At 77.0% G+C, this 547-nt stretch carries 1 protein-coding gene; it reads right to left on the bottom strand.

Going from position 1 to position 547, the window contains the following annotated elements; translation table 11 throughout:
- Positions 1-547: galactokinase (locus E6R62_RS38850; RefSeq protein WP_368773888.1), on the bottom strand; the 547-nt coding region annotated here is incomplete at both ends.

Below are 547 nucleotides of genomic sequence, written 5' to 3'. Positions count from 1 at the left end.
CCTCCTCGCAGCCGGCCCGGCGCTCGGCGTACGCCCCGTCGCCCAGCGCGTGCTTGACGCGGGTGTCGACGACCAGGAGCCGCAGCCCGTGCGCGGCCAGGTCGAAGGGCACCTGGCGCTGGGCGAGGTCGCGGGTGTCCAGGTGCAGGGCGTGGCCCTCGGTGCAGCAGGCGGACGCCATCTGGTCCATGACCCCGCAGGGGACGCCGACGAAGGCGTTCTCCGCGCGCTGGGCGAGCACCGCCAGCTCGGCGTGGCCGAGCCCGAGCCCGAAGAGGTCGTTCAGGGCGAGGCCGGTGACCACTTCGAGGGCGGCGGACGAGGAGAGCCCGGCGCCGGTGGGGACGGTGGAGGTCAGCTGGATGTCGGCGCCGGTGACGGGGTGGCCCGCCTCGCGCAGGGCCCAGACGACACCGGCCGGGTAGGCCGCCCAGCCGTGGCCCTCGTGCGGGGCCAGCTCGTCCACGCGGAGCCGGACGACGCCGCCGGGCACGTCGGTGGAGTGCAGCCGCAGCTCGCCGTCGGTGCCGCCGTCTCCGGCCGCACC

The sequence above is a fragment of the Streptomyces sp. A1136 genome, assembly GCF_004795055.1.
In the GTDB taxonomy this organism is placed as follows: Bacteria; Actinomycetota; Actinomycetes; order Streptomycetales; family Streptomycetaceae; genus Streptomyces.
The sequence above is the reverse complement of the archived record's forward strand: the minus strand, read 5'-3'. Positions and strand labels throughout refer to the sequence as shown.